The sequence below is a fragment of the Bradyrhizobium hipponense genome, from assembly GCF_008123965.1.
Classification (GTDB): domain Bacteria; phylum Pseudomonadota; class Alphaproteobacteria; order Rhizobiales; family Xanthobacteraceae; genus Bradyrhizobium; species Bradyrhizobium hipponense.
This window is the reverse complement of record NZ_VSTH01000249.1, coordinates 1-2,394: the sequence shown is the minus strand read 5'-3', so window position 1 is coordinate 2,394 and position 2,394 is coordinate 1. Positions and strand designations below refer to the sequence as shown.

The following is a 2,394-nucleotide window of genomic DNA, read 5'->3' as shown; positions in this document are numbered from 1 at the left end:
GTTACACAACGGCAGCACTTCTCGACGGCAGCCACCGCTTCACCGCCAAGGCCACTGACAACGCGGGCAACACCACGATCACGTCTGCGCTGACGGCGACGATCGACACGACGGCGCCGACGCTGACTGGCATTGTCGCTACCCCGGCCACTGCAGATCTCAACGCTGGCAAGTCAGTGAACCTCACGGCTAATTTCAGCGAGGTCGTGGCGGTCGGTAGCGGCACGCCGACCTTGAGCCTGAATGACGGTGGGACAGCAACTTACGTGAGCGGTGGAGGCAGTAGCGCTCTGAACTTTACCTACACAGTCGCCGCTGGACAAAACACATCCGACTTGCAGCTGACTGGATTCCAAGGAGCCACGATCCAAGACGGGGCCGGCAACATTGCCAACCTCTCGGGCATCACAGCGACTAACCCAGTAAATCCAACGGGAACTCTCAAGATCGATACGACTGTACCGCTCGTGATCAGCGTCGTTGCGTCCCCAAGCCAAGGAACAATTACGACCGGACAGACGGTCAAGATCAATCTGAATGTGAGCGAGAACGTGACGGTCGCAACCGGCGCAGGCAAGCCGCTGCTACTGCTCAACGACGGTGGCACAGCGGCCTACGCCAGCGGCTCGGGCACAAACTCCCTGGTCTTCAACTATAAGGTGCCCCAGGGTCAGGGGACCCCGGACCTCGAAGTCATTGGCATTGAATTACCCGCGTCAGGCGCAATCCAAGACCTCGCGGGCAACAACGCAAACCTTGCAGGGGCCGCCGCAGATATGAAACTCCAGATCGGCACGGTCACCACCAACGCAACCAGTGCCACCATCAGCGGCACGCAGACCCTTGAGTTGTTCGGGGCCTCGGCTGAAAGTATCGTGTTCGCCTCCGGTTCGACAGGCACTCTCCAGCTCGATGCTGCGAAGAGTTACACTGGGAAGATATCGGGGCTGGCAACCGGCAATGCGCTGGACCTTGCCGACGTTGCCTACACTGCGGGCATGACGGTTGGCTATCAGCCGAACACATCTGGCCCAGCCGGCGGCATTCTAACGGTTGGATTGGCAAATATTGCCCTGCTCGGCAACTATATCGCTTCGACATTTGTGGCCAGCAGCGACGGACACGGTGGGACCACCATCGTCGATCCTCCACTAACCTCGAGCCCGATCCTGACCCACCCCATTGCATGAGAAGGGGGTGCCGAGCCGACAGAAATCGACAAACTGGAGACCAAATTGTTTGGAACTAGCTGTGTACTAGAAAAGGGCTGAAGTGTCGTCACAGAGCAAAAACCCGCACACGGTCGATCAGGGCCTGGTTGTCCTCACCGGTCTGCTTCGGCTTCTCGGGATCGGAATAGATCCGGAGCAATTGCATCATAGTTTCGGAGAAATCCCGATAGGCGTATCGGAAATGCTTCGCTACGCGAAGAAGACGGGACTCAAGGCACGCATTTTAAAGACCACTTTCGCGCGGCTCGCAACGACGCCTTTGCCGGGAATTGCGGTATTGCGAGACGGCGGGTTTTTGCTGGTGGGCAAGGCAGGAGACGGCAAGGTTTTGGTGCAGTCGGCGTTGGCTCAGCTACCACAGCTCATGACGCAAGCCGAGTTGGAAGCTGTGTGGGACGGCCGAATTGTTATGGTCGCGCGCCGGGCAGGGTTGGTGGATTTGGCGCGGCGCTTCGATATCACCTGGTTTCTCGGTGCGATTGCAAAATACCGCGGCCTCCTTGGCGAGGTTTTCGTTGCGTCGTTTTTTTTGCAGCTGTTCGCGCTCGCGACGCCGCTCATCTTTCAAGTGGTGATCGACAAAGTGCTCGTGCACCGCAGCATGAGCACTCTTGATCTATTGATTGTTGCGTTCAGCGCGATCGCGATATTCGAAACCGTACTTGGCGCCCTGCGAACCTATGTCTTCGCCCACACTACCAACCGCATTGACGTCGAACTGGGAGCGAGACTTTTCCGTCATCTGCTCGCATTGCCGATCGCCTATTTCCAGGTGCGGCGCGTCGGCGATTCCGTCGCGCGAGTGCGCGAGCTCGAAAACATCCGCAATTTCCTGACCGGTTCGGCCTTGACGCTCGTCATAGACCTGTTTTTCACCATCGTTTTTCTCGCCGTGATGTTCGTCTACTCTAGCCTGCTGACCTGGATCATCATTGCGTCTTTCCCATTTTACATCGCAGTGTCGGCGGTCGCGACGCCGATCTTCCGGCAGCGACTGGATGAGAAATTTAAGCGCGGTGCTGAGAACCAGGCATTTCTGGTCGAGTCTGTGACAGGCGTAGAAACACTCAAGTCCATGGCGGTTGAACCGCAGATGCAGCGCCGCTGGGAAGAGCAGCTTGCCGGCTACGTCACTGCGAGCTTCCGCGTCACCAGTCTGGGC

At 57.9% G+C, this 2,394-nt stretch carries 2 protein-coding genes; both read left to right on the top strand.

Translation table 11 applies throughout. The features are described 5' to 3' along the window. Positions 1-1,190: Ig-like domain-containing protein (locus FXV83_RS43460; RefSeq protein WP_235940611.1), on the top strand; the 1,190-nt coding region annotated here is incomplete at its 5' end. A 142-nt stretch (positions 1,191-1,332) separates the two neighbouring features. After that, a partial coding sequence (locus FXV83_RS41190; protein WP_235940612.1) for an ABC transporter transmembrane domain-containing protein occupies positions 1,333-2,394 on the top strand: 1,062 nt, incomplete at its 3' end.